This window comes from Sphingosinicella microcystinivorans, from assembly GCF_027941835.1.
Classification (GTDB): domain Bacteria; phylum Pseudomonadota; class Alphaproteobacteria; order Sphingomonadales; family Sphingomonadaceae; genus Sphingosinicella.
Genome location: NZ_CP116005.1, coordinates 3,541,113 through 3,563,082, shown reverse-complemented (window position 1 = coordinate 3,563,082; position 21,970 = coordinate 3,541,113). Strand labels below are relative to the sequence as shown.

At 66.4% G+C, this 21,970-nt stretch carries 27 protein-coding genes and 1 riboswitch; of the genes, 11 read left to right on the top strand and 16 right to left on the bottom strand.

Annotated features, from left to right (window positions below):
* Nucleotides 1–241: 241 nt before the first annotated feature.
* Nucleotides 242–1,051 carry a YgfZ/GcvT domain-containing protein gene (locus PE061_RS17155; protein ID WP_271256441.1) on the bottom strand — a complete coding sequence of 270 codons (810 nt, stop codon included), beginning with the start codon at nucleotides 1,049–1,051 and terminating at the stop codon, nucleotides 242–244.
* A gap of 55 nt (nucleotides 1,052–1,106) precedes the next feature.
* On the opposite strand from PE061_RS17155, the gene PE061_RS17150 reads away from it, so the two are divergent.
* A complete protein-coding gene (locus tag PE061_RS17150; protein ID WP_271256440.1) occupies nucleotides 1,107–2,441 on the top strand; it encodes a dihydroorotase in 1,335 nt (444 codons plus the stop codon).
* Between the two features lie 22 nt (nucleotides 2,442–2,463).
* On the top strand, nucleotides 2,464–4,056 hold the full coding sequence (locus PE061_RS17145) for an MFS transporter (protein WP_271256439.1): 1,593 nt from the start codon (nucleotides 2,464–2,466) through the stop codon (nucleotides 4,054–4,056).
* A 1-nt stretch (nucleotide 4,057) separates the two neighbouring features.
* On the opposite strand, the gene PE061_RS17140 is transcribed toward PE061_RS17145, so the two are convergent.
* Both PE061_RS17140 and PE061_RS17135 read right to left on the bottom strand, forming a co-directional pair.
* Nucleotides 4,058–4,933: a dienelactone hydrolase family protein gene (locus PE061_RS17140; RefSeq protein WP_271256438.1), complete on the bottom strand. Its 876-nt coding sequence runs from the start codon at nucleotides 4,931–4,933 to the stop codon at nucleotides 4,058–4,060.
* A 109-nt stretch (nucleotides 4,934–5,042) separates the two neighbouring features.
* Complete coding sequence (locus tag PE061_RS17135; RefSeq protein WP_271256437.1) at nucleotides 5,043–6,521, bottom strand: catalase; 1,479 nt, start codon at nucleotides 6,519–6,521, stop codon at nucleotides 5,043–5,045.
* A gap of 454 nt (nucleotides 6,522–6,975) precedes the next feature.
* On the opposite strand from PE061_RS17135, the gene PE061_RS17130 reads away from it, so the two are divergent.
* Together PE061_RS17130 and PE061_RS17125 are read left to right on the top strand one after the other, a co-directional pair.
* On the top strand, nucleotides 6,976–7,143 hold the full coding sequence (locus PE061_RS17130) for a hypothetical protein (RefSeq protein ID WP_271256436.1): 168 nt from the start codon (nucleotides 6,976–6,978) through the stop codon (nucleotides 7,141–7,143).
* 52 nt (nucleotides 7,144–7,195) lie between these two features.
* Complete coding sequence (locus PE061_RS17125) at nucleotides 7,196–7,570, top strand: hypothetical protein (protein WP_271256435.1); 375 nt, start codon at nucleotides 7,196–7,198, stop codon at nucleotides 7,568–7,570.
* Here the strand turns inward: PE061_RS17125 and PE061_RS17120 are convergent, their stop codons facing one another.
* The gene (locus PE061_RS17120) at nucleotides 7,571–8,122 is read right to left on the bottom strand and encodes a hypothetical protein (RefSeq protein WP_271256434.1); all 552 of its coding nucleotides are present in this window, start codon (nucleotides 8,120–8,122) and stop codon (nucleotides 7,571–7,573) included.
* A gap of 34 nt (nucleotides 8,123–8,156) precedes the next feature.
* Nucleotides 8,157–8,498 carry an antibiotic biosynthesis monooxygenase family protein gene (locus tag PE061_RS17115; RefSeq protein WP_271256433.1) on the bottom strand — a complete coding sequence of 114 codons (342 nt, stop codon included), beginning with the start codon at nucleotides 8,496–8,498 and terminating at the stop codon, nucleotides 8,157–8,159.
* A gap of 120 nt (nucleotides 8,499–8,618) precedes the next feature.
* Here PE061_RS17115 and PE061_RS17110 point away from each other — a divergent pair, with 120 nt between their 5' ends.
* Complete coding sequence (locus PE061_RS17110) at nucleotides 8,619–9,176, top strand: peroxiredoxin (RefSeq protein ID WP_271256432.1); 558 nt, start codon at nucleotides 8,619–8,621, stop codon at nucleotides 9,174–9,176.
* 5 nt (nucleotides 9,177–9,181) lie between these two features.
* Here the strand turns inward: PE061_RS17110 and PE061_RS17105 are convergent, their stop codons facing one another.
* Nucleotides 9,182–9,535: a DUF1428 domain-containing protein gene (locus PE061_RS17105; protein ID WP_271256431.1), complete on the bottom strand. Its 354-nt coding sequence runs from the start codon at nucleotides 9,533–9,535 to the stop codon at nucleotides 9,182–9,184.
* 70 nt (nucleotides 9,536–9,605) lie between these two features.
* Here PE061_RS17105 and PE061_RS17100 point away from each other — a divergent pair, with 70 nt between their 5' ends.
* The 4 genes from PE061_RS17100 to PE061_RS17085 all read left to right on the top strand — a co-directional run bounded on the left by PE061_RS17100 (nucleotide 9,606) and on the right by PE061_RS17085 (nucleotide 12,355).
* Nucleotides 9,606–10,235, top strand: coding sequence for a DUF2726 domain-containing protein (locus PE061_RS17100; RefSeq protein WP_271256430.1), 630 nt, complete (start codon nucleotides 9,606–9,608; stop codon nucleotides 10,233–10,235).
* Between the two features lie 97 nt (nucleotides 10,236–10,332).
* Nucleotides 10,333–11,184, top strand: coding sequence for an SDR family oxidoreductase (locus PE061_RS17095; protein WP_271256429.1), 852 nt, complete (start codon nucleotides 10,333–10,335; stop codon nucleotides 11,182–11,184).
* 59 nt (nucleotides 11,185–11,243) lie between these two features.
* Nucleotides 11,244–11,534 (top strand): alkylphosphonate utilization protein, encoded by a 291-nt coding sequence (locus PE061_RS17090; protein ID WP_271256428.1) that lies wholly within the window; start codon nucleotides 11,244–11,246, stop codon nucleotides 11,532–11,534.
* Between the two features lie 80 nt (nucleotides 11,535–11,614).
* The gene (locus PE061_RS17085) at nucleotides 11,615–12,355 is read left to right on the top strand and encodes an endonuclease III domain-containing protein (protein WP_271256427.1); all 741 of its coding nucleotides are present in this window, start codon (nucleotides 11,615–11,617) and stop codon (nucleotides 12,353–12,355) included.
* Here the strand turns inward: PE061_RS17085 and PE061_RS17080 are convergent.
* The 5 genes from PE061_RS17080 to PE061_RS17060 form a co-directional block, all read right to left on the bottom strand.
* Nucleotides 12,282–13,040, bottom strand: coding sequence for a DUF72 domain-containing protein (locus tag PE061_RS17080; RefSeq protein WP_271256426.1), 759 nt, complete (start codon nucleotides 13,038–13,040; stop codon nucleotides 12,282–12,284). The two genes, PE061_RS17085 and PE061_RS17080, sit on opposite strands and share 74 nt — an antisense overlap.
* Nucleotides 13,041–13,044: 4 nt before the next feature.
* Nucleotides 13,045–13,629, bottom strand: a complete 585-nt coding sequence (locus PE061_RS17075) for a 2'-5' RNA ligase family protein (RefSeq protein ID WP_271256425.1) — start codon at nucleotides 13,627–13,629, stop codon at nucleotides 13,045–13,047.
* A gap of 74 nt (nucleotides 13,630–13,703) precedes the next feature.
* Nucleotides 13,704–14,219 (bottom strand): DNA-deoxyinosine glycosylase, encoded by a 516-nt coding sequence (locus tag PE061_RS17070; RefSeq protein ID WP_271256424.1) that lies wholly within the window; start codon nucleotides 14,217–14,219, stop codon nucleotides 13,704–13,706.
* A complete protein-coding gene (locus tag PE061_RS17065) occupies nucleotides 14,216–14,512 on the bottom strand; it encodes a CcdB family protein (RefSeq protein ID WP_271256423.1) in 297 nt (98 codons plus the stop codon). The genes PE061_RS17070 and PE061_RS17065 overlap by 4 nt, the downstream gene beginning before the upstream one ends.
* Complete coding sequence (locus tag PE061_RS17060) at nucleotides 14,512–14,763, bottom strand: type II toxin-antitoxin system CcdA family antitoxin (RefSeq protein ID WP_271259235.1); 252 nt, start codon at nucleotides 14,761–14,763, stop codon at nucleotides 14,512–14,514. Before PE061_RS17060 ends, PE061_RS17065 begins: the two co-directional genes overlap by 1 nt.
* A 165-nt stretch (nucleotides 14,764–14,928) precedes the next feature.
* Here PE061_RS17060 and PE061_RS17055 point away from each other — a divergent pair, with 165 nt between their 5' ends.
* Nucleotides 14,929–15,303: a DUF2442 domain-containing protein gene (locus PE061_RS17055; RefSeq protein WP_271256422.1), complete on the top strand. Its 375-nt coding sequence runs from the start codon at nucleotides 14,929–14,931 to the stop codon at nucleotides 15,301–15,303.
* Between the two features lie 33 nt (nucleotides 15,304–15,336).
* Here PE061_RS17055 and PE061_RS17050 read toward each other — a convergent pair whose 3' ends face one another.
* On the bottom strand, nucleotides 15,337–15,948 hold the full coding sequence (locus tag PE061_RS17050) for a hypothetical protein (protein ID WP_271256421.1): 612 nt from the start codon (nucleotides 15,946–15,948) through the stop codon (nucleotides 15,337–15,339).
* Between the two features lies 1 nt (nucleotide 15,949).
* Nucleotides 15,950–17,797, bottom strand: coding sequence for a phosphomethylpyrimidine synthase ThiC (gene thiC, locus PE061_RS17045; RefSeq protein WP_271256420.1), 1,848 nt, complete (start codon nucleotides 17,795–17,797; stop codon nucleotides 15,950–15,952).
* A 65-nt stretch (nucleotides 17,798–17,862) separates the two neighbouring features.
* Nucleotides 17,863–17,977, bottom strand: a riboswitch (TPP riboswitch).
* A 126-nt stretch (nucleotides 17,978–18,103) separates the two neighbouring features.
* On the opposite strand from thiC, the gene PE061_RS17040 reads away from it, so the two are divergent.
* Nucleotides 18,104–19,243 (top strand): DegT/DnrJ/EryC1/StrS family aminotransferase, encoded by a 1,140-nt coding sequence (locus PE061_RS17040; RefSeq protein WP_271256419.1) that lies wholly within the window; start codon nucleotides 18,104–18,106, stop codon nucleotides 19,241–19,243.
* A 2-nt stretch (nucleotides 19,244–19,245) separates the two neighbouring features.
* On the opposite strand, the gene PE061_RS17035 is transcribed toward PE061_RS17040, so the two are convergent.
* From PE061_RS17035 to PE061_RS17025, 3 genes are read right to left on the bottom strand one after another with little or no spacing between them, the layout of a single operon-like run.
* Nucleotides 19,246–20,769 carry a lipopolysaccharide biosynthesis protein gene (locus PE061_RS17035; protein WP_271256418.1) on the bottom strand — a complete coding sequence of 508 codons (1,524 nt, stop codon included), beginning with the start codon at nucleotides 20,767–20,769 and terminating at the stop codon, nucleotides 19,246–19,248.
* Nucleotides 20,770–20,794: 25 nt separating this feature from the next.
* The gene (locus tag PE061_RS17030; RefSeq protein WP_271256417.1) at nucleotides 20,795–21,226 is read right to left on the bottom strand and encodes a DUF2141 domain-containing protein; all 432 of its coding nucleotides are present in this window, start codon (nucleotides 21,224–21,226) and stop codon (nucleotides 20,795–20,797) included.
* The gene (locus PE061_RS17025; RefSeq protein ID WP_271259234.1) at nucleotides 21,138–21,923 is read right to left on the bottom strand and encodes a sterol desaturase family protein; all 786 of its coding nucleotides are present in this window, start codon (nucleotides 21,921–21,923) and stop codon (nucleotides 21,138–21,140) included. The genes PE061_RS17030 and PE061_RS17025 overlap by 89 nt, the downstream gene beginning before the upstream one ends.
* Between the last annotated feature and the right edge of the window lie 47 nt (nucleotides 21,924–21,970).

Below are 21,970 nucleotides of genomic sequence, written 5' to 3'. Positions count from 1 at the left end.
GCGCGTGCGAACATGTCTCAACTTCATCAACTTTGCCGGGAATCCGGGCGTCAGCGCACCGGTCGGGCAGACAGCAGCGCCGCTGCTCCTATTCTGCAAGCCCTTCTTCTTCCTTGAAGGGAGAGGGTTGCTAGCTCGACATCAGGATGAACATCGCCAGCAGAAGCACGCCGCAGACGCCGAGCACGAACAGCAGCTTGCGGTCGTCGCGCATCCGCTGCGGTTTCTTCTTCGCCATGGTTCAGTCCTTCCCCTGTTCTGCGTCCTTCGGACGCGGCAGCCATTCCGGCCATTCGACGCTGACGGGATGGCCGCCGAGCGTCAGCAGCGCATCGGCATATTCGACGCGAAGCAAGGCGATGCCGTGTGCGCCCTCGAAGCTGCGCAGCGTTCCCGCCTCGCGGTCCCCGGCCATGATCGTGCGGTCCGCGCCCACGGGTTCCGCCAGCATCACCGGCAGCAGGCGTTTGTTCACCTTCGCGCGCCAGTTCATGCGCGCGGTGTTCTCCTGCCCGACATAGCAGCCCTTCGAGAAGCTGACGCCGTTCAGCTCGGCGGCGTTCGTTTCCAGCCACATGGTCTTGTCGACCTCGAAATCGGGCGTGTCGGGCACGCCGATGCCGATCCGGTATGCGTGCCAGTCCGCCGCGCTCGCGTCGACCGATCCGCCCGCCGCGAGCCAGCGGTGGCCGAGCGCGGGAAGGCGTGGGTCGTGGGGGCGGGAGAGGCCTTTCAGCTTCCAGCCCGCGAACACGCGCAGGCCCGTGGGCGCGATCTCGATGGTGCGGCGCAGGCGGTAGAGCTTCAGCTTCTTCGCGAGGTCGGCGGCGCGGTCCTTGTGGACGTCGATGAAGATGCCGGCCTCGCCGCCGTCGAACAGCATCATGTCGGCCAGATACTTGCCCTGCGCGGAGAGCAGCCCGGCCCATACCGGCGTTTCCGGCGTCAGCGCCTTTTCGGAGACGTCGTTGCTGACGAGGCCGTTCAGGAAGTCCCGCACGTCCTCGCCGGAAACCACGAGGACGCTGCGATCATCGAGATATGCGATCATGGGGCAAAGCTAGGGGCTGGTGCGCCGCGCGCAAGGGGGTATAGCATCCGGCGCCATGAACCAGAGCCAGAGCTTCGATCTCGTCCTGAAGGGCGGCCATGTCTTCACGCCTGCGGGCCTTGTCCGGACCGATGTCGGGGTGCGCGGGCGCAGCATCGCGGCGCTCGGGGATTTCGCGGATGCGGGCGAGGTGGTCGACTGCACCGGGCTCACCGTGCTCCCCGGCGTCATCGACACGCAGGTGCATTTCCGCGAGCCGGGGCTGGAGCACAAGGAAGACCTCGAATCGGGCAGCCGCGCCGCCGTGATGGGCGGCGTGACGGGCGTGTTCGAGATGCCGAACACCAACCCCAACACGGACAGCGCCGGGGCGCTCGCCGACAAGCTGGCGCGCGCGAAGGGCCGCATGTGGTGCGAGCACGCCTTCTATGTGGGCGCGACCGATGCGAACGCGGAAGACCTCGCCGCGCTGGAGATGCTGCCCGGCGCGTGCGGCGTGAAGGTGTTCATGGGGGCGTCCACGGGCAGTCTTCTGGTCGAGGACGATGAAACGCTGCTCAAGGTGCTGCGCTCCGGCCGCCGCCGCGTCGCCATCCATGCCGAGGACGAGCCGCGGATGCAGGCGCGCAAGGACCTGCGCGTCGAGGGCGATCCCTCCAGCCATCCGGTGTGGCGCGACGACGAATCGGCGCTGCTCGCCACGCGCCGCGTGCTGAAACTGGCGCGCGAGGCGAAGCGGCGGATTCACGTGCTCCACGTCACCACGCCCGCCGAGCTTGAGCTGCTGGCAGGGCACAAGGACATCGCGAGCTGCGAGGTGACGCCCCAGCACCTGACGCTGGCGGGAGAGGAGGCCTATCCGCGCCTCGGCACCTTCGCGCAGATGAACCCGCCGATCCGCTCCGGCGCGCATCGCGACGGCCTCTGGCACTGGCTCCGGCAGGGCGTGCCGGACGTCTGGGGATCGGACCACGCGCCGCACACGAAGGACGAGAAGGCCAAGCCCTATCCGGCGAGCCCGAGCGGAATGCCCGGCGTGCAGACGCTGCTGCCGCTGCTGCTCGATCACATGGCGGCGGGGCGCGTGACGCTGGAGCGCGTCGTCGATCTCACGTCGGCGGGGGCCGTCCGCCTGTTCGGGCTCACCGCCAAGGGCCGCATCGCACCGGGCTTCGACGCCGATTTCAGCATCGTCGATCTGAAGTCGCGCTGGACGATCGGGAACGATTGGCTGCAATCGAAGTGCGGCTGGTCGCCGTTCGAGGGGCTAACGCTCACCGGCCGCCCGGTCGGCACGATCATCCGCGGACGCCGCGTGATGTGGGATGCGGGCCTCATCGGCACGCCGATCGGCGAACCCTTCCGCTTCGACGAGACGCTGCGCGCCTGAGAGAAACATTGGGGGAGGCATCGTGACGGACGATAACGCGGCTGGGCAGGAATTCGACATCAAGCGCGACCGGCTGGTGATCCTCGCCTCGTCGCTCGGCACCGTCTTCGAATGGTACGATTTCTTCATCTACGGCACGCTCGCCGCACTGCTCGGCCGCATGTTCTTTCAGGTCGAGAGTGTGACGCTGGCGTTCCTGCTCAGCCTCGCGACCTTTGCCGTGGGCTTCCTCGTGCGCCCGCTCGGCGCTGTCCTCTTCGGGTATCTCGGCGACCGCGTGGGGCGGAAATACACGTTCCTCGTCACCATCACCGTCATGGGCCTCGCGACGGCGGCGATCGGCGCGCTGCCGACCTACGCGCAGATCGGCGTCGCCGCACCGCTGATCCTCGTCGCGCTTCGCTTCGCGCAGGGGCTGGCGCTCGGCGGCGAATACGGCGGGGCAGCGATCTACGTCGCTGAACATGCGCCCACGCACCGGCGCGGCTTCTACACGAGCTGGATACAGATCGCCGTGGTCGGCGGCTTCCTGCTGTCGATCATCGTCGTCGTCTCGACGACCGCGATCGTCGGCAAGGACGCCTTCGAGGCGTGGGGCTGGCGCATCCCGTTCCTCGTGTCGCTGATCCTGCTTGCGATCTCGCTGTGGATACGGCTGAAGCTCAATGAAAGCCCGGTGTTCCGGGCCATGAAGGCGGCGGGCAAAACCTCGGCCAACCCGTTCGTGGAGAGCTTCCGCGAAAAGGGCAATGTCGGCCGCATCCTGACCGCGCTCGCGCTTGCCGCCGGATTCACGGTGATCTGGTACAACGCCCAGTTCTACACGCTCTATTTCCTGCAAGGCGCGGCGAGGGTCGCGGAAGCCGACGCGCGCCTCCTCGTCGGCGCGGCCGTGGTCGTCGGCGCGCCGGGCTTCGTCTTCTTCGGCTGGCTGTCGGACCGGATCGGGCGCAAGCCCGTGATCCTCACCGGCTTCGCGCTGACGCTGGTGCTGCTGTTCCCGATCTACTGGCTGATCTCGGCGGCGGCGAACCCGGCGCTCGAGCGCGCGATGGAAGCGCATCCGGTGACGATCGTCACGCCCGAAGGGTGCCGCTACGATCCGTTCTCGGAGCGGCAGGAGAGCGCCTGCGCCGAGACGCTGGAATGGTTCGCAGCCAAGGGCATCGACTATACGCGCGCGCCGGCGGACGTGGCCGAGGTCGAGGTTCGCGTCGCGGACGCGCGCATCGGTGGTTTCCGGCCGGAGGCCTTCCGCGAGGCGCTCGGCGCCGCAGGCTACCCGGAGGTCTCGGAACCCGGCGAGCGGCAGGGATGGCTCGTCGTCCTCGCGGCGGCGATGCTGACGCTGCTCACCGGCATGACCTACGGCCCCGCCGCCGCCACGCTGGTCGAGCTGTTTCCGGCGCGCATCCGCTACACGTCCATGTCGGTGCCGTACCACATCGGCACCGGCGTCTTCGGCGGCCTGCTGCCGCTCGTCTCGCAGTATATCGTCGTGTCCTCGGGCGCCGTGTTCGGCGGTCTGTGGTACACGTTCGTCATCGTCACGGTGGCGATGCTGGTGACGTATTTCTACCTGCCCGAGACGCGCGGGCGCGACATCGGCGGCTGAGCTATTTCAGATTCGCCTTGAACCAGCCGAGCGCCTCGTCCCACGCCGCCTTTGCCGCCGCCTCGTCGTAGCTGGGGCGGTAGTCGGCGAGGAAGCCATGGTCCGCGTCCGGGTAGAGGATGATCTTCGAGGGCGAGTCCGCCTTGCCGAGCGCCGCCTGCATCGCTTCCACGTCCGCGACCGGGATGCCCTTGTCCTTGCCGCCGTAGAGCCCGAGCACGGGCGCCTTCAGCCGCGCGGCGATCTCGATCGGCTGGCTGGTCGTGATCGGCGGCTTGTTCTCGCCGGTGAGCCGTCCGTACCACGCCACGCCCGCATCGACGCGCGGGCTGTAGGCGGCGTAGAGCCACGTGATGCGCCCGCCCCAGCAGAAGCCGGTGATGCCGAGCTTCGACGGGTCGCCGCCGTCCGCTGCCGCGAACGCCGCCGCCGCGTCGAGATCGGCCATGACGATCGGGTCGGGAACCTTCGAAACGATGGTCGAGACCAGCGTCTGGATGTCGGATTCCTTCGTCGCATCGCCCCAGCGCGCATAGAGATCGGGCGCGATCGCATAATAGCCCGCGTGGGCGAGGCGGCGGCAGATGTCCTTAATCCATTCGTGGACGCCGAAGATCTCGTGCACCACCAGGATCACCGGCGCGCGGCCGCTGCCCGCGGGTTTCACGCGGTAGGCGGGCATCCGACCCTGCCGCACGGAGATCGAGAGCGTGCGTTCGTCGAGCCCCTCGATGTCGGTCTTGATCGTGCTCGCGGCGACGGGCTGGACGGCGGCGGCGAAGCCCGCGGCGAACGTGCCGCCGACGAGCACGCCGCGGCGGGAGAGGCCGCTCGAAGCGACCCAGTTCCGGTCTTCGGGCAAACGGTCGGTTGTCATGGCGATGGCTCCCTCTTTCCACGGGTGAACGAAGGTGAGGGCGCTCTGACGTTACGGGGGGATCGGCGCCCACCGCGACAATGCACGACGGGCGCCTTTGTTGCCAGTGCTACTCGGCCGCGACCGCCGCCGCGCTGGCGGCAAGCGCCGCCCGCGCCGCGCGCACGCCGTCGGCATAGGCCGGGTCGATGCGCGCGAAGTGGCCGAGCTGCCGCTCGACGATCTCCTCCGGCACGCCCTGCATCGCCTCGGCGATGTTGGAGAACAGGCGCGCCCGCTGCCCGGCGTCGAACAGGTTGAACAGCGCGCGGGGCTGCACGTAGTCGTCGTTGCCCTCGCGGTGGTCCCACCGGTCCATGTCGCCGGAGATACGCAGCGGCGGCTCGCGGTACTCGGGCGCCTGCCGCGCCCCGCCGAAGCTGTTCGGCTCGTAGTAAGCGTCCACGGACCCGGTGCGCTGGCCGTGGAAATTCATCTGCCCGTCCTTGTGATAGTGGTGGACCGGGCATTTCGGCGCGTTCACCGGCAGCGATTCATAATGCGTGCCGAGCCGGTAGCGGTGCGCGTCGGCATAGCTGAAGAGGCGCGCCTGCAGCATCTTGTCGGGCGAGAAGCCGATGCCCGGCACGATGTTCGACGGCGAGAAGGCGGCGTTCTCGATTTCCGCGAAATAATTGTCCGGGTTGCGGTTCAGCTCGAGGATGCCGACCTCGATCAGCGGATAGTCGCCATGCGGCCAGACCTTGGTGAGGTCGAAGGGGTTGTACGGCGTCTTGTCCGCGTCGGTTTCCGGCATGATCTGCACGCAGACGCGCCACTTCGGGAACTTGCCCGCCTCGATCGTGCCGAACAGCGCTTCCTGATAGCCCTCGCGTGTCCGCCCCACGACCGTTGCCGCCTCGGCATTGGTGAAGTGCGCGTGGCCCTGCATCGTCTTGAAGTGGAACTTCACCCAGAAGCGCTCGCCGGCCGCGTTCACGAACGAATAGGTGTGGCTGCCGAAGCCGTCCATCTGCATCGGCGTCTGCGGCAGGCCGCGGTCGGACATCAGGATCGTCACCTGGTGCAGTGACTCCGGCGACAGCGACCAGAAGTCCCACATCGCGGTCGCCGAGCGCAGGTTGCTGCGCGGGTGCCGCTTCTGCGTATGGATGAAGTCGGGGAACTTCAGCGGATCGCGCACGAAGAACACCGGCGTGTTGTTGCCGACGAGGTCCCAGTTGCCCTCGTCCGTGTAGAACTTGAGTGCGAAGCCGCGCACGTCGCGCTCATGATCGGCGGCGCCCATCTCTCCGGCGACGGTGGAAAAGCGCGCCAGCATCGGCGTCGCCTTGCCGACGGCGCTGAATACCGTGGCGCGCGTGTAGCGGGAAAGGTCCGCCGTGGCCGTGAACGTGCCGTGCGCGCCCCAGCCCTTGGCGTGGACGACGCGCTCCGGGATGCGTTCGCGGTTCTGGTGCGCCAGCTTCTCGATCAGTTGCCAGTCCTGCAGCATCACCGGCCCGCGCGGACCTGCGCTCAGGCTGTTCTGGTTGTCGGCGATCGGTGCGCCGGCGGTGGTCGTCATAACGGGGCGTTGGTCGCTCATCGGCTTTTCCCTTCCTCTTTGGTTTGTCGGAACGCTTACCGGAACCGTGTGGCAGGTTTTGCGCAATCGGGAAAATGCACAATAGTCGTCAGACTGATCGCCTGTTTCGATTAATACATCTTGGGATTATAGGGCGGCCCCGGCGTGATGCCGAGACCGCCCGTTGGCAGCGTGACCCGTTTTTTCCAGCACCGTTCTGTTCGCGGACGGCATCTGCGGCGGGTGATCGCCGTTCGGAGCGGGGTGAGATGGTCGTTGTTCTCGTTATCGTGTGCCGCGCGTGTTCCGAATGCCGCCGAGGGTGGCCCCAGGGTCGCCGGAGACAAAGCACGGACCATGCCAGATGATGGAAACGGCGCATTCCGGCGGGCAGACCGATCGCCTGCTTTCAAGGCTGTAAAGAAGATCGACAGCCGCTATTCGTGGTAACGCAATCCGGGAACGGGGACGGACAATGGCAAATTCGCGTTCAGTCACGATTTCAACCGCGAAGGCCGGGATCGGCTTCGGCACGGCACTCGCCATCACGATTTCATGGAGCCTCCACAAGTCGATCCTGTGGGCGATCATCCACGGCTTCTTCTCGTGGTTCTACGTGATCTACTACGTGCTGAAGCGCTGACGCGGACACGGAATTCCGCTATCATCCCGGCCCGAACGGGAGGGGCCATCCGATGGCGCGCAGGATACTCGGCACGGTCGCGGGCATCGTCGTTGCAATGCTGGTGGTCGCCGCGATGGATTTCGTCAGCCGGATGCTGGTACCCGAAGCTGGCGCCGTGGGCGCGGGGGGCTTCGCCGCCGTGCCGACTACGGCCAAGATCGTCATGGCCTGCGGCTGGTTTCTTGCGGCGCTTGTCGGCGGACTGCTCGCCGTGCGTATCACGCGCTGGGCGGCCTCGGGCTGGATCGTCGCCGGGCTGATCCTCGCGGCGTGCGCCTACAACGGCTTCACGATTCCGGGCGTGCCGCTCTGGATGCAGATCACCGGCGTGCTTGCGCCGCTTGCCGCCGGGGTGATCGTGCAGAGGGTTTCGAAACCGGGCTGATCAGAGCTGGCAGGTGCCCTCGCGCGTCTCGGGGGCTGACCCGGCGCGATACCAGCGCGTCTTGCCGGGCAGGGCGGCGGCGTCCTGATAGCAGACCTCGGCGCTCTTTCCGGCCGGGTCCATCAGCACCGTCCACTGATGATCGCCGCAATTGTGCTGCTCACACGCCCACGACATGACCTTGCCGTTCTTCACCTCGATCGGCGCCGACGGCCCGCCGCGTTCGCCCATCACCCAGCCGAGAACGGTCTTGTCCGGAATGGCGGCGGCGATCGCGGTCTTGACGGCGGGCTGATCGAAGAACGTGACATCGCCGACCTTGTCGAACGGATACTTGCCCGCGTAGGCGGCGAGATCGACGCCGTTGGCTGCGGCCTCGGCCGTTGCCGCGGTTTCCGTGTCCGCTTCCGGTGTCGTGCCGCCCGCCGCCGCATCCACGCTGTTCGGGTCCCCGGCGTCGACCTTCGGTTGATCGGCCTGCGGCGCGGCCTTGTCCGCGCTGTCGCAGCCCACGGCGACAAGTCCGGCCAGCAGAAGCGTCAGCAGTCGCATGTCTCGTTCCCTCCCGTTCAGATACCTCGCGCCATTATGACAGCGAGTCCGCCGGCTTGTCATCCGCGCGGTCGAGCAGGTCGTCGGTCACGTCCATCAGCAGCAGGGGCTCGTCCGCCGCATCGGCTATGGCGTCGACGAAGGCGGTGCGCGTTTCCGGGTCGTTGTAGACCATCTTTGACTCGTATGCCCGGCGCCAGCTCGCCTCGTCCGGCCATTCGGCCATGCCGATGAAGCGGCCGTCCTGTTCGCGGTGCAGGCGCGAGCCGAGGCTGCCGTAGCGTTCCCGGATGAGTTCGGTGCCGCGCCGCCAGGCCGCGCGGAACTGCTCTTCCTTGCCCGGCTTCACCCTCCACCAATAGGCTGCGACGAACATGTTTCTGCCTCCGTTCTCGCTCACGTTCTGCTGGAGGAACGCACGGTGCCCTGAAAAGCGCCTTGGAGCCGAATCGATTCAAGCATAGCCTGCGGGCAAAAGCCCGAGGAGGATCGTTCGATGCGCATGTTCAGCCTTGCCGTTGCAGCCGCCGCCGTCACCGTGGCCGGCCCCGCACTCGCCGCGCTCGCGGTGGGCGCGAAGGCGCCGGCGTTCACGACCAAGGCGTCGCTCGCCGGAAAGCCCTTCGATTTCTCGCTCGCCGAGGCGCTGAAGAAAGGGCCGGTCGTGCTTTATTTCTTCCCTGCCGCCTTCACGCCGGGCTGCACGGTGGAAGCCAACGCGTTCGCCGACGCGACGGACGACTTCGAGAAAATGGGCGCGACCGTGATCGGCATGTCCAACGACCCCATCGAAAAGCTGAACGAGTTCTCGGTGAAGGAATGCCGCAACAAGTTCGCGGTGGGCGTCGCGAACGAAAAGCTTATCGAGGAGTACGACGTGCCGCTGCCGCTGCGCCCCAGCCGCTCGAACCGCACCTCCTATGTGATCGCGCCCGATGGGAAGATCATCTTCGTCCATTCGGAAATGGCGCCGAAGGGCCACATCACCGGCACGTTCGCCGCCGTGAAGAAATGGCACGCTGAGCACGGCGCGAAGACCAAGGGCGCGGACTGAGACGCCTAGAATTCCAGGAAAGCCTTGAACCCGCCGTAGATCATGCGTTTCGAATCGAACGGCGCGTTCTCGTGGTCGTGCTTCAGGCGCTCGTCAGTCATCACCTTGGCGTTGATCGCGTCCCGCGCCTCGCGCGACGGATAGGTGATCCACGAGAACACCACCGTCTCGCCGTCCTCGGCCTGCACGGCGCGCGGAAACGAGGTGCGTTCGCCGTAAGGCACGTCGTCCGCGACGCATTCCACGTAGGAAAGCGCGCCGTGCTCCATCCAGACCTTCCCGGCAAGCTCCGCGAGCTTCCGGTAATCATCCATGCGATCCCGCGGCACGGCGAGCACGAAACCATCGACGTAGGTCATGAGAAGTCTCCCAAGCACGTGTTTTGCATGAAGTAAGCAATACGCAAGAAGTGCGTGCAAGACTTATGCGATGGTTGACGCTCTTGGCACGTTTGCTTCGCTGGACATGATTGTGTTCGTGCTTGTTCTTGGTGGGGTTGCCGCCGGCATTGGGCTGGAGCGACTGCTTGCCAGAATCGGCCGCAAACAAAAGCGACGGAAGACATGGCGTAATGGGCAAGGGCCAACGCCAGCACCGGGTGCACTGCCGATCAGCATCACCGATCCCGCAGAGCAGCTGCGCGTCGTGGCCGGAGCAGAGTTTACCAAACAGGCCCTGCTCAACAAGCAGGAAGCCCGTGTTCTTTATGCGGCCGAGCGGGCGGTTGCCGAGAGCGGGCTGAGATGGCGCGTCATGGCGCAGGTCAGTCTTGGTGAAATCCTGCGTTCCGAAAACCGGCGCGCGTTTGCCGCCATCAATTCAAAGCGCGTCGATCTGCTGGTGATATCGCAATCCGGCGAGCCGCTTGCGGCCATCGAATATCAGGGAAGCGGTCATTATCAGAATACCGCCTCCATTCGCGATGCCGTGAAGAAGGAGGCATTACGCAAGGCAGGCATCCGCTACATCGAAGTCATGGGCAAACATACTGCAGACGATGTTCGGCGAGAGATCGGTCGCCTCGCCTTTGCCGAGACCAAGAACCCGTCGCCTGTCTGAGCGGGTGGGCGGTTTATCTGGTTGCTGATCACCGTCGCGGGAACCAGTTGCAACCCGGCCTATTCTCCTACCGACAAGGATTGGAAAGGAGGCGGCGATGGCTGCGAAGGTTAGCAGGCTGCGGGAGGACGATCTGCCGGGGCATGAAAGTCGGCTCGAACCGAAACCGGATTGGGAGCCGCGCTATCCGGGCTCCGGGCATCTGAAAGGCAAGGTCGCGCTCATCACCGGCGCGGACAGCGGCATCGGGCGGGCGGTGGCGGCGCTCTATGCGCGGGAGGGGGCGAAGGTCGCGATCCTCTACCTTTGCGAGCACGACGACGCGAAGGAGACGGCGCGGATCGTGAAGGACGAAGGCAGCAAGGCCCTGACCATCGCGGGCGACATCGGCGACAAGGCGTTCTGCGAGGACGCGGTGACCAAGGTGGTGAAGGCGTTCGGCGGGATCGACATCCTCGTCAACAATGCGGGCGAGCAGCATCCGGACGAGGACATCCGCGACATCACCGACAAGCAGCTTCGGCGCACGTTCCAGACCAACGTGTTCGGCATGTTCTACCTGACGCAGGCGGCGATGCCGCATCTGAAGGCGGGCGCGGCGATCATCAACTGCACCAGCGTCACCATGTACAAGGGATCGGAGGAGCTGCTCGACTATTCGGCGACGAAGGGCGCGATCACGGCGTTCACGCGCAGCCTGTCGCAGAACCTTGCCGGGAAGGGCATCCGCGTGAACGCGGTTGCGCCGGGACCGATCTGGACGCCGCTCAACCCCTGCGGCGGGGCGAGCGAGGAGAAGCTGGAGCACTTCGGCGAGTCGACGCCGATGGGCCGCCCCGGGCAGCCGAGCGAAGTCGCGCCGTCGTTCCTGTTCCTCGCCTGCGAGGACGCGAGCTACATGTCGGGGCAGGTGCTGCACCCGAACGGCGGGGTGGTCGTGAACGGCTGATCGCTTGCGTCCGCTGCCGTCCGCGCCTTATGGGTCCGGCTCAGCAGCAGGAGCGGGCGATGGCCGACGACGACTATGTATACGATGTAGACAGCGGCGAGTGGATCAGCGCCGCCGAGGCGGCGACGCGGTCCGTCGTCGAGGTCCGGGATGCAGGTGGAAACTTGCTCGCGGACGGCGACAGCGTGACGCTCGTCAAGGACCTGAAGGTGAAGGGCGCGGGGCAGACGCTGAAGGTCGGCACCGTCATCAAGTCGATCCGCCTGACCGGCGACCCGCAGGAGATCGACTGCAGGTTCGAGGGCATCAAGGGCCTCGTGCTGCGCGCGGAGTTCGTGAAGAAGCGGTAGGCGGAAGCGCGGCGGTCTTTCAATCTGCACGGATCCGGGTTAGAACAAAAGAAGAACAATCTTCACCGGACCCTTGCGCCATGCAGTTCCGTTTCGATTTCGCGCGCTTCGATTTCGAGCCGTGGCGCGCTGCGCTCTCCGGCCTCGTCGAGGGCGCCCGGACGCTGCCGCGCCGCCTGCCGTTCGACCAGCTCGTCAAGTCGATGATCAGCGGGCGCACGAAGGACGCCGTTTCGGCCCGGTCATACCTGCGCCTGCGCGCGCGGTTCCCGACCGGCGCGTCGCTTGCCGGGGCCGCGCCGGGCGACGTGGAGCGGCTGATCGCGCGCGTGACCTTTCCGGAGGTGAAGGCGGCGCATGTCGTCGACGCCGCGAGGCGGGTGGGGCAGGCATGGCCGGACTACGACCTGAGCCGTCTCTCCGGGATGCCGCCGGAGGCGCGGCTCGAATGGCTGGAGCGCCTGCCGGGCGTCGGGCGCAAGGTGGCGGCATCGACGCTGAACGCGAGCACGCTGCGGCTGCCCGTCTACATCGTCGACACGCACGTGTGGCGCGTGATGCGGCGCACGGGCGTCGTGCCCGCGAACGCGGCGGCGCGCGACGTGAGCATGTTCGTGACCGAATCCATGCCGGATTGGGACGGCGAGACGTTCACGCTGTTCCACGTGGCGGTGAAGCGGCTGGGGCAGACGCTCTGCCGCGACGCCGAACCGCTCTGCGGCCTGTGCCCGCTGGCGGCGGACTGCGCTACGGCGCGTGCGCGGGGAGGCGTTCGATCAGCGCGGCGGCTGCCGCGGGCGCGCGGACCTTGGCGCCGTTGATCATGAAAACGAAGGCGTCGCGGCCGCCTTCCGCCCAACCGCGCGCCTTCGCGGCCCAGTCGTCCAGCGCCTTCGGCGCGTAGCCCGTGGGCACGTCCTCCTCGGCGCGCTGGAGGCGGGCGTAGGCGAAATCGGCGGTGGCCTCGTCGATGGTCGGATAGCCGGGCTTGTCGGCATAGACGATCGCCGCGCCTGCATCCTTGGCGAGCTTCACGAAGGCGGCGTCCTCGAAGCTGGCGTGGCGGACCTCCAATGCGTGGCGGAGGGGACGGCTGCCGATCCTGTCGGGAAGGAGCTTCAGGAAGCCCGCGAAGTCCTGCGCATCGAACGCCTTGGTGTGCGGGAACTGCCAGAGGATGGGGCCGAGCTTGTCTTCGAGCGCTTCGAGGCCTTGCCCGAGGAACTTCGCAACCGATTCCGCGCCCTCGGCAAGTTTTTTGCGCACGGTAGTGAAGCGCGAGGCCTTCACGGTGAAGACGAAGCCCTCCGGCGCGGAGGCCGCCCACTTGGCGAAGCTCGCGGGCTTGAAGCTGCTGTAGAAGGTGCCGTTGATCTCGATGGCGCCGAGGCGCGCGGCGGCATATTCAAGCTCCCGCGCCTGCGTGAGACCTTGCGGATAGAAGCTGCCGCGCCACGGTTCGTAGGTCCAACCACCGATCCCGACGCGAATCCGCCCCGCCGCCACGGACCTATGCGGCCATCTTTTCAGGAAGGGCGAGCGGCAGCGGGAGTTGCACCGTTTCCGTCACTCCACCGAGCGGCCAGTGCGCGCGCAGGGTGTGGCGGCCCGCGCCGACATGGCTTTCGACCAGCACCAGCTCGTCGGCGCGCCAGCTGATCGGGTCGATGCGTTCCGTGCCCGTGCGCCACTGGTGGCCGTGCGCGAGCGTGACGTGCGGCGGCGAGGGCGGCACGTCCGCTGCAAGGCCCGCCGCGCCGAGACGGCGGACGAGATCGTGGCGGAAGCTCTCGATGAAGGTCAGCGGCTCCGAGGCGGTGAGCAGCGCGCGGTCGTTCGCGCGCACGAGCTGGTTGAACACCGGGCGCTGGGCGGGGAGGGGCACGTCGTGCAGCACCTCGCCGACGCGCTCGACAAGCTTGGGCTGCGGTGCCTCGTAATGGCCGCCGATCATCGCGAGCGTGATGTGCAGCCGGTCGGCGGGAAGCCGCGTGCCCGCCAGACGGTACACGGAGCCCATCATGGCGAGCGTGGTCGCGAGCAGCGTGGGCGGACGCAGCGCGAGGAAGTAGCAATGGAAAACGACGTTCTGCATGGTTCACGCCTCTTTCGTTCCCTGTTCGTTCATTTAGAACAAAAAAGGAACATTCGCAAGCCTCCGTCAACCGCTCATTGCAGGAACGCACGAAGCCGCATCCAGTTCTCCCGCTTCGCGTCGGCGGGAACGGCGCAGGCGCCGCTGCTGGAAAGGAGCGTGAGCGTCCGCCATTCGCCCGCGCGCTCCCCGAGCCGGCGAAGGCCGATGCGCTCGGCGGTGCGGCCGTTGAAGGCGATGGCGCGGAGCGCCGGGAGCGTGTCCGCCATCGCGGCGAGGTCGCGCGCGGCGGGCGCGCGGATCGCGCTGTCGAGGCTGCCCTGCCGCTCGGCATGGGCGATCACGTCCCAAAGGCCGACGTCGCGCGCCAGCAGCGCCTCCAGCCGCGCCGCATAGGGAAGGGCGGGCAGGTCGACACCCGTCACCGCGCCCATCAGCCGCCAGAAGCCGTTCCCCGGATTGGCATAATATTCCCGCGCCGCGAGCGAGGCCCGCCCCGGCAGGCTGCCGAGAATGAGCACCCGCGTCCGTGCGTCCGCCACGGGCGGGAAGGCGTGGTCGCGGCGGGGCGTTATGCCATTCCCGCTCAATATCCCGTCACCAGCATGTCGATTGCCGCCATGATCGCTTCATGGCGATCCGCGAGCGAGGCAACGGGTGCACCGAGTTCGCGCAGCGGCACGGCGGCGATCAGGTGCGTGGCCATGACGTGATCGTCGCCGCCCACCGCGAACACGGGGTGCAGGCGTTCGAGCGAGCGGGGCGTGGTTCTTGCGGGGAGCAGCGGAACGACGGCCCGGGTCCTGAAATCGCTGAGCAGTTCGGCCTGAACGTCGAGTGCGTGCGTGCCTTCGGCAAGCCGATAGACGTCGAAGCGCGCCATCAGAATTGACGGTGGCGGGCGAGCGGCAGCCCTTCCTGCTCGACGAAGTCGTTCCACGCGCCGATGGCCTTTGCATTCTCCGCGCGCCAGCGTGTGCTGCGCACCTCGGCGAGTTCAGCAGCAAGGCCGCGCTCGCAAGCCTGCGAAATATTGATGCCGAGCGCTTTCGCCTCGGCGATGAGGTCGACGCTCAGGGAGATGTTGGTCGCCTTTTTCAACGCCGATGCGGTGCGGCGGGCAGACGCGTTCATCGCCAATTCCTTATCATGAATGCGCAAACCATATGCGCATATACGATGAGGGTCAACGAAAGGCGGTCGCAAGTGATGGCGAGGCGCCTTGGAACCTTTCTGAATGGGTTATGGATTGCGTGAGGGTGCGACAGGTAAATATGCTGAAGGCATGAAGTGAGAAACATGGCTGAACTGACGCGCGAAACGATCAAGGCCGCGAACGAGCGCGGACGCATCATCCGCGAAACGCAGCCGCACGTGGCGGCGGCGCGCTATGATGCGAAGACGGACCGCGTGATCGTGGACCTCACCAACGGCGCGACCTTCGCCTTCTCGCCCCGACTGGTGGAAGGGCTGCACGACGCGAGCCCCGCCGAAATCGCCGAGGTGGAGGTCATCGGCCGGGGCTTCGGCCTGCGTTGGGAGACGCTGGACCTTGACTATACGGTGCCGGGTCTTGTGAACGGCGTGTTCGGAACGGCGAAGTGGATGGCGGCGAAGGCTGCCGCGGCGCGGGCGAATGAGGCGAAGGGCGGGAGGCCGAGGAAGGCAGGGTAGACAGTAGCGCTGGGGTGCTGTCGTTGCCCACGATTATTGAGTGGTATTTTTGATCATATGTAAAATCTGATCGTGTCTACGCTGGGAAGCAAGAGGTCGTTTCTCTTTCAGGACACCTGCGGCGTTACCAGTCCAGCCTTGCCACGAATGCCAGACGGCGCTTTCTCCGATAACAATGCTAAATCCCTCTCGCTTCTCAGGAAAGGTGACGACTCCAACCCTGAAATGAGAGGCGAGCAATTGCATACCACGCGCCTCGCCTGCATAGCAGTGGCTCCCATCATCATGTAAGCCGTCCCACCCAGGAAAAGCTATACATGCGTTGGGCCGCTGGCCGCGGAGTTGAGGAAGACGGTCATCATCAATGTAGGCCATACGATAGTAGATGGCCTGCCGAAGATGGTCGACGAAATCTTTTTTGTACAAATGCGAACGCTTGAATTCCCAGCCAAGGACATACCCGCTCTCTTTACAGATCGATACGGCGTCCAATCTGTAGCGTTCATTCTCAGGAGGAGGCCCGACCGTGCAAACCTCCTCATAAACATCGAAATGCTTTCTCAGTTCTGGAAGCACAAAACTTGATGCGTCTTCCTCCGTGCGGAAGCGCCTTAAACTTTCGTCCTTTGCTCGCCTTCGCGCCATTTTACTCAGCTGCCGGCAAATAAATCTCCCCACCCTTCTCCTTGAACTTCTCGCTCATCTCCGCCATCCCTTTCGCGGCATCCTCCGCCGCGATAAACGTATCCGCGCTCTGGTTCTGCTTCGCCGCGAAATCCCGCACTTCCTGCGTGATCTTCATCGAGCAGAACTTCGGGCCGCACATGGAGCAGAAGTGCGCCGTCTTCGCGCCTTCCGCCGGGAGGGTCTGGTCGTGGTATTCCTCGGCCGTATCGGGATCGAGCGACAGGTTGAACTGGTCGCGCCAGCGGAACTCGAACCTTGCCCTGCTGAGTGCGTCGTCGCGGACCTTGGCGGCGGGGTGGCCCTTGGCGAGGTCGGCGGCGTGGGCGGCGAGCTTGTAGGTGACGACGCCGACCTTCACGTCGTCGCGGTCGGGGAGGCCGAGATGCTCCTTCGGCGTCACGTAGCAGAGCATCGCGGTGCCGAACCAGCCGATCATCGCCGCGCCGATCGCGCTCGTGATGTGGTCGTAGCCGGGCGCGATGTCGGTGGTGAGCGGCCCGAGCGTGTAGAAGGGGGCCTCGCCGCAGGCCTCCAGCTGCTTGTCCATGTTGGCCTTGATCTTGTGCATCGGCACGTGGCCGGGGCCTTCGATCATCACCTGCACGTCGTGCTTCCACGCGACCTGCGTCAGCTCGCCGAGCGTGGCGAGCTCGCTGAACTGCGCCTCGTCGTTCGCGTCGGCGATGCTGCCGGGGCGGAAGCCGTCGCCGAGGCTGAAGGCGATGTCGTAGGCCTTCATGATCTCGCAGATGTCCTCGAAGCGTTCGTAGAGGAAGCTCTCCTTGTGGTGCGCGAGGCACCATTTCGCCATGATCGAGCCGCCGCGCGAGACGATGCCGGTGACGCGTTTCGCGGTCATCGGGATGTAGGGCAGGCGCACGCCCGCGTGGATGGTGAAATAGTCGACGCCCTGCTCGGCCTGCTCGATCAGCGTGTCGCGGAAAATCTCCCACGTCAGGTCCTCGGCAACGCCGCCGACCTTTTCGAGCGCCTGATAGATCGGCACGGTGCCGATGGGGACGGGGCTGTTGCGGATGATCCATTCGCGCGTGTCGTGGATGTTGCGCCCCGTCGAGAGGTCCATCACCGTGTCCGCGCCCCAGCGGATCGACCAGACCATCTTGTCGACCTCGTTCGCGACGTTGCTGGCGACGGCGGAGTTGCCGATGTTGGCATTGATCTTGACGAGGAAGTTGCGGCCGATCGCCATCGGTTCCGATTCCGGGTGGTTGATGTTGCTGGGGATGATGGCGCGGCCGCGCGCCACCTCGTCGCGGACGAACTCGGGGGTGACGTAGTCGGGGATGGCGGCGCCGAAGTCCTGCCCGTCGCGGACGTACTCTTTCAGGCGGGCGCGGCCGAGGTTCTCGCGCTCGGCGACGTACTCCATCTCGGGCGTGATGATGCCGGCCCGCGCATAGTGCATCTGGCTGACGTTCATGCCGGGCTTCGCGCGCAGCGGCCGCTTCACGACATTGGGGAAGGGCTGCACGCCGCCGGAACGGTCCGGGCCGAGCTGGCCGTTGTCCTCGGGCTTCACGGCGCGGGCGTCGTAGGCCTCCACGTCGCCGCGCGCGATGATCCAGTCGCGGCGGAGCGCGGGGAGGCCGGCCATGATGTCGATGCGGGCGGCGGGGTCCGTGTAGGGGCCGGAGGTGTCGTAGACGCGCACGGGCGGCTCGCCCGACGAGGCTTCGAGGTCGATCTCGCGCATCGCGACCCTGCGGGGGCCGACGTAGATCTTGCGGCTGCCCCTTATGGGTCCGGTGGTGACGCCGATTTCGGTGCGGGCGGGGATGTCGGCCATGTCTCGTGCTCCGTCATGGGGCGGACCGGCGACGGGATATGGCAATGGCAGCGCGCTCGAAGCGGGAGACGCTGCGGTTCCGATCCCTACGCCGGCACGACCCGGGTCAGGTTCGAAGGGTTCCCCCGCTCGTGCGGCGATCTCAGCCCGGCGTCACACCGGGTACCCCTTGGAACGAATGCTGCGGCGGACTCTGGGGGCTTTGCCCGCGCCTGTCAATTCGCCGTGCGCTTGACGGGCCGGCAAGGGGGTGGTGAATGCGCCGGGGGCAGCGGCGGGCTGCCCGGTCGGTAGAAGGAGAGGGTCTTGCGGCGCGCACGTATGGGCTATTGCCACTGGGGCGCCGCCGAATTCCGCGCGGTGCTTTCCGGCTGGACAGGCCGCGCGGCGGATGCGCCGGAGCGCTTGACGCAGCGGCTTGCAGCGCTCGGCTACGGCGACGTGCGGCTCGTCAATCGCGGCAAGACCGGGCTGGTCCTCGCGTTTCAGGTGATGAAGGCGGCGGCGCCGGAGCGCAGGAAGGTGCTGGTGCCCGCCTATTGCTGCCCGGCCGTGCCGCACGCGGTGCGGGAGGCGGGTCTCGACCCGGTGTCCGTTCCGGTCGGCGACGATCTCAATCTCGATCTCGCTGCATTGCCGGGGTGGCTGGCGCGTGACGTTCTCGCCGTTGTCGCGGTCCACATGTACGGCGCGCGGTTGGATGTGGACGCCGTCGCGGGGCTCGCGCGCCCGCACGGGATCCGCGTGGTGGACGATGCGGCGCATGTGCTCGGCGACAGCATGGGAACGCGCGGCGACTTCGGGCTGCTCAGCTTCGACCAGTCGAAAACGCTGACGGGCGGTATGCCCAACGGCGGCGGCGCGCTGCTGGTGAACGCGCCGGAATTCCGGCCCGCCGTGACATCGGCATGGGAGGCTTTGCCGGACGCGCCTTTACGCAGGCGTCATCACGCGTGGTTCGCCTACGGTTTCGTTCTCGATCCCTTGCCGCGTTTTCTGCCGAACTATGGCGCGCGCTTCGTCAGGCCGGTGGCGCGCTGGTGCGAGGCGCGGAATAACAAGCGTTCGCATATTCCGGACACTGCCGCCGCCGCCTTGCTCGCGCAACTCGAACGGCTCGGGGACATTCGCGCCGCGCGCACCCGAATTTGCGGCTGGTATGCCGACGCGCTGCCGAACGGTGCGCGTATGCCCCAGTACGCCCCCGGCGCCTATCGGACACGCATGATCGTGACGTGGGACGGGGGCGCGACGACGAAGGACGTGCAAGAGCGGCTGATCGGTGCGGGCATATCGGTACGCGCACCCTATCGCGCCTGGTCGGACGACGCGGCGGCAATGCTCGGCAGCCAGCTGGACCGGATGATCGAGCTGCCCGGCAACATCAGGCTGCGCGAGGCCGACGTGCGGCGCATCGCGGCGGAACTGGCGCGCGCGATCGCCTGAACCTACCCCGCGTGCCGGGCCCGCCGTTCCCGGAAACGCTCGAGCGCCTTGCCGAGGATTTCGAGCACCTTGCTTTCGAAGCCGTCGGGCTTGCCCGACAGCTGCCACAGCACGATGTGGGCGGCGATATAGACGACGGCGGCAACCGCGATGCGCGGCAGCACCGAAAGAAACACGGCGATTTCGGACATGCCCCCCGGAGAAACGGACGGCATCAGCAGCACGGCGCCCGACATGACGGCAACGGCCACGAAGCTGCGCCAGCCCATCAGGAAGGCCGAGAAGAACGAATCCTTGAGCAGGGTCTTGGCGAAGAACATGTTCACGGAGGCGCGCAGCAGGTGGTAGAAGGCCACGGCATAGATCATGCCGGACACGCCGTGCTGGCTTACCGCATACCAGAAGATCGGCAGGCAGAAGACCGCGAGGAACGCTGCCCGCATGACCATCTGCGGAAGCGCCAGCTTCGCCATCGCGAGGCCGTTCGTGGAGGCGCCGACCATCGAAATGGCGAACACGGGCCCGAAAACCTGTATCACCTGCGGCGCTTCCGCCAGCCATTTCTGGCCGACGATGAGCGCGACCATCTCGGGCGCGAGCAGCGCGGAGCCGAAACCGATCGGGAGCGCGATGCCGAGCACGGTCGCCTGTGCCTTGCGGTAGGCGACGCGCAGGCGCGGCGTATCGTGCGCGAGCGCTGCAAGTCCGGGGAACAGCGCCTGCATCAGCGGGCCGGTGAGTTCGCGCGTGGCGAGCTGCGATATATCCTTGCCGACCGTGTAGAAACCGAGCGCGTGCGTGCCCGCGTAGCGCCCGAGCAGCATCGTGGGCGCGGCGGAGGTCACGTAGTCCAGGATGGCGTCGATCGTCATCCAGCTTCCGAAACGCAGGAAAACGCCGCTTTCCCGAAAGCCGAGCTTCGGCATGTAGGGGATGCGCCAATAGCTGAACGCGCTTTCCGCAAAGCGCCCCACCAGCGTGCCCGCGACGATCGCCCAATAGCTTTCGGTAAGAATCGCAACCGTGATCGCGGCCAGCGAGCCGAGCACGGTCGAAAGCGCGACGCGCTTGAATTCCCGCGAGAAGTCGATGTTCCGGCGGAACATCAACATGGCCGGGTTTTTCAGCCCGTCGAAGATCAGCACCACGGCGAGGACGCGCAGCACATCGACGAGAGCGGGTTCGTTCGCATAGTCGGCGATCGGTCCGGCGAAAGCGAACAGCAGCCCGGCAACGATGAAGCCGCGCAGCAGGTTGATCGTGAACCCGGTGTCCAGATGCGTCTGGTTCACCTCGCGTATCGAGATCAGGGCGCTGTTGACGCGGATGTCGGAGAACACCTGCGTCAACGCGATGATGGCGATGGCGTAGGAGGCGATGCCGTAGTCCGAAGGGTCGAGCAGGCGTCCGAGCACCATCAGGTTGATGAGGCTGAACAGGCGCAGGATGAAGCGGGCGCCCGTCATGAAGAGCGCCCCCTTGAAAACACGGCTGCCGACGTTCTTGTCGCTGCGTTCGAATTTCATGGGCGCGGACTAGGCTCTTCGTGTTTCAAAGGAAATAGCGCATGTGCAGCGTTTGCGCGGTTTCGCCCGCGACATGGAAGCGGACCTTCTCGAACTTCGGCGGGCCGAAGGCGATTCTGGCGTTGTTCGAGAAGGCGACGCCCTCCGTGGGCAGGCCGATGAAGCTCTTGTCGAGCTTCCTGTTGTCGTTCTCGTCGTGGATCGCCGAGACGGCGTAGTCGCCCGGCTGGAGCCCGGCGATGTCGAGCATGGGGCTAGAGGCGGGCACGGTCTCCTTCGTCGCGGAGGTGCTGCGGGTGCAGTCCGGATAGCCGTCGGAGTCGCGCCACAGGCACAGGCGGATGCTGCCCTTCTGGGAGCGCAGCCCCTCAAACGTCAGGTGCAGCGAGGCCTCGCCCGAAGGCGCCGCGCCGAGAAGCGGCAGGAACGCCGCCGCGATGGCCGCTCGTTTCAGCATCGAAGTCTCCAAGGCCCCAGTCTTCCAGACCCCTGTCCGTTCCGCAGAGCCGGTCCCAGTGCCGGAAATAGAGCCCATAATTGCAGCGATAGTCCTGATGATGCCGGTGGTGATGCGAGGCGGTTATCACCAGCTTCCCGAACGGCCCGTCAAGCAGGGCGCGCGGGAACAGCTCCCAGCCCATGTGGTTGGTGACGCCGAAAACGGTCATCAGCGCCAGCACCAGCCCGAGCGCCGCGACATGGACGGGGATGACGAAGGTGAGCGCCGGGATCAGCGCCGCGCCGATCAGCGATTCCCACGGGTGGAAGCTCATCGCCGCCCATGGCGTGGGCGGGCGGCTGTCGTGATGCACCTTGTGGATGCGCGCGAACAGGCGGGGCGCGTGCATCCAGCGGTGCGTCCAGTAGAAATACGTGTCGTGGACGAGGAGGCAGGCGAGCACGCTCCCCGGCAGCCACCACCAGCCGTATACGCCCGGATCGGTGTAGATGCGCGTCCATCCGTGCGCCTGCCACGCATGGAGCACGAGGCCCGCCGGAACCGCATAGATGGCGGCGGCGATCAGCGACCAGCGGATCTCGCCGCGGATCTGCCGCGCCATGCGGCCGGCGTGGATGCCGGGCCGCACGCGCGCCGAAAGCCACGCGAACGCGCCCGAAACCGCGAGGTAGCGGAGGGCGACGATGACGACCATCGCGGCGACGGTGAACACGGCTTCGGCCACGCGCGCCTTCTAACAGG

What these genes read in the sequence shown, in the direction of transcription:
- PE061_RS17155 (WP_271256441.1), bottom strand. Translation starts at nt 1,051, where the DNA reads ATGATCGCATATCTCGATGATCGCAGCGTCCTCGTGGTTTCCGGCGAG.
- PE061_RS17150 (WP_271256440.1), top strand. Translation starts at nt 1,107, where the DNA reads ATGAACCAGAGCCAGAGCTTCGATCTCGTCCTGAAGGGCGGCCATGTC.
- PE061_RS17140 (WP_271256438.1), bottom strand. Translation starts at nt 4,933, where the DNA reads ATGACAACCGACCGTTTGCCCGAAGACCGGAACTGGGTCGCTTCGAGC.
- PE061_RS17135 (WP_271256437.1), bottom strand. Translation starts at nt 6,521, where the DNA reads ATGAGCGACCAACGCCCCGTTATGACGACCACCGCCGGCGCACCGATC.
- PE061_RS17130 (WP_271256436.1), top strand. Translation starts at nt 6,976, where the DNA reads ATGGCAAATTCGCGTTCAGTCACGATTTCAACCGCGAAGGCCGGGATC.
- PE061_RS17125 (WP_271256435.1), top strand. Translation starts at nt 7,196, where the DNA reads ATGGCGCGCAGGATACTCGGCACGGTCGCGGGCATCGTCGTTGCAATG.
- PE061_RS17120 (WP_271256434.1), bottom strand. Translation starts at nt 8,122, where the DNA reads ATGCGACTGCTGACGCTTCTGCTGGCCGGACTTGTCGCCGTGGGCTGC.
- PE061_RS17115 (WP_271256433.1), bottom strand. Translation starts at nt 8,498, where the DNA reads ATGTTCGTCGCAGCCTATTGGTGGAGGGTGAAGCCGGGCAAGGAAGAG.
- PE061_RS17110 (WP_271256432.1), top strand. Translation starts at nt 8,619, where the DNA reads ATGCGCATGTTCAGCCTTGCCGTTGCAGCCGCCGCCGTCACCGTGGCC.
- PE061_RS17105 (WP_271256431.1), bottom strand. Translation starts at nt 9,535, where the DNA reads ATGACCTACGTCGATGGTTTCGTGCTCGCCGTGCCGCGGGATCGCATG.
- PE061_RS17100 (WP_271256430.1), top strand. Translation starts at nt 9,606, where the DNA reads ATGGTTGACGCTCTTGGCACGTTTGCTTCGCTGGACATGATTGTGTTC.
- PE061_RS17095 (WP_271256429.1), top strand. Translation starts at nt 10,333, where the DNA reads ATGGCTGCGAAGGTTAGCAGGCTGCGGGAGGACGATCTGCCGGGGCAT.
- PE061_RS17090 (WP_271256428.1), top strand. Translation starts at nt 11,244, where the DNA reads ATGGCCGACGACGACTATGTATACGATGTAGACAGCGGCGAGTGGATC.
- PE061_RS17085 (WP_271256427.1), top strand. Translation starts at nt 11,615, where the DNA reads ATGCAGTTCCGTTTCGATTTCGCGCGCTTCGATTTCGAGCCGTGGCGC.
- PE061_RS17075 (WP_271256425.1), bottom strand. Translation starts at nt 13,629, where the DNA reads ATGCAGAACGTCGTTTTCCATTGCTACTTCCTCGCGCTGCGTCCGCCC.
- PE061_RS17065 (WP_271256423.1), bottom strand. Translation starts at nt 14,512, where the DNA reads ATGGCGCGCTTCGACGTCTATCGGCTTGCCGAAGGCACGCACGCACTC.
- PE061_RS17060 (WP_271259235.1), bottom strand. Translation starts at nt 14,763, where the DNA reads ATGAACGCGTCTGCCCGCCGCACCGCATCGGCGTTGAAAAAGGCGACC.
- PE061_RS17055 (WP_271256422.1), top strand. Translation starts at nt 14,929, where the DNA reads ATGGCTGAACTGACGCGCGAAACGATCAAGGCCGCGAACGAGCGCGGA.
- PE061_RS17050 (WP_271256421.1), bottom strand. Translation starts at nt 15,948, where the DNA reads ATGGCGCGAAGGCGAGCAAAGGACGAAAGTTTAAGGCGCTTCCGCACG.
- thiC (WP_271256420.1), bottom strand. Translation starts at nt 17,797, where the DNA reads ATGGCCGACATCCCCGCCCGCACCGAAATCGGCGTCACCACCGGACCC.
- PE061_RS17035 (WP_271256418.1), bottom strand. Translation starts at nt 20,769, where the DNA reads ATGAAATTCGAACGCAGCGACAAGAACGTCGGCAGCCGTGTTTTCAAG.
- PE061_RS17030 (WP_271256417.1), bottom strand. Translation starts at nt 21,226, where the DNA reads ATGCTGAAACGAGCGGCCATCGCGGCGGCGTTCCTGCCGCTTCTCGGC.
- PE061_RS17025 (WP_271259234.1), bottom strand. Translation starts at nt 21,923, where the DNA reads ATGGTCGTCATCGTCGCCCTCCGCTACCTCGCGGTTTCGGGCGCGTTC.